Here is an 804-nt window from a genome sequence, read left to right on the forward strand (position 1 = left end):
GTCGCTTCGCGGTGCGCCGACGACCTGCACGCCGACCGGGAGGCCCGACGCCGTGAAGCCGCAGGGCAGCGACAGTGAGGGGCAGCACGCCAGCGTGATGGCGTAGACGATGCCGAGCCACTCGACGTAATTGTCGAATCTCTTGCCAGCGCATTCGGTGACATAGCGGTGCTCGATCGGGAAGGGCGGCACGATCGTGGTGGGCGTCAGCAGCAAGTCGTAGGTCTTGAAGAACTCGACGGCCCGCGCGGTCATGCCGACGCGCTGGGCCTCGGCCCGCTCGAGCTGCTCCACGGTGAGCTTGAGACCTTCCTCGATATTCCAGATCACCTCGGGCTTGAGCAGATCGCGCTTGGTTCTCAGCAATTGCGCCTTGCTGATCGCGAAATCGAAGGCGCGCAGCACGTGGAAGCATTCATGCGCCTCGCGCCAGTCCGGATGCGCCTCCTCGACGATGGCGCCAGCCTCGGCAAAGCGTTCCGCCGCCTTCCGCGTGATCGCCTTCACCTCGGGATCGACAGGCGTGATGCCGAGATTGGGCGAATAGGCGATGCGCTTTGGCTTCTTGCCGGACTGCGTCGCCGACAGGAACGAGGTCGCGGGCGCCGGCAGCGACAGCGGATCGGCGGCATAGTCGCCGCTCATGGCATCGAGCAGCAGCGCGAGATCCTCGACATTGCGCGCCATCGGGCCCTGTACGCCGAGATTGCGATCGATGCCCGCCTTCGGCGTATGCGCGACGCGGCCGATGCTCGGCCGCATGCCGACGATGCCGCAGAACGCCGCCGGGCTGCGCAAGCTGCC

1 protein-coding gene is annotated in these 804 nt (G+C 66.5%); it reads right to left on the bottom strand.

Annotation, left to right across the window (positions count from 1 at the left end):
* Nucleotides 1-804: amidase (locus tag MOV74_RS39370; RefSeq protein ID WP_246933016.1), on the bottom strand; the 804-nt coding region annotated here is incomplete at both ends.

Origin of the sequence: Bradyrhizobium sp. SHOUNA76 (assembly GCF_023006445.1) — a bacterium.
Classification (GTDB): domain Bacteria; phylum Pseudomonadota; class Alphaproteobacteria; order Rhizobiales; family Xanthobacteraceae; genus Bradyrhizobium.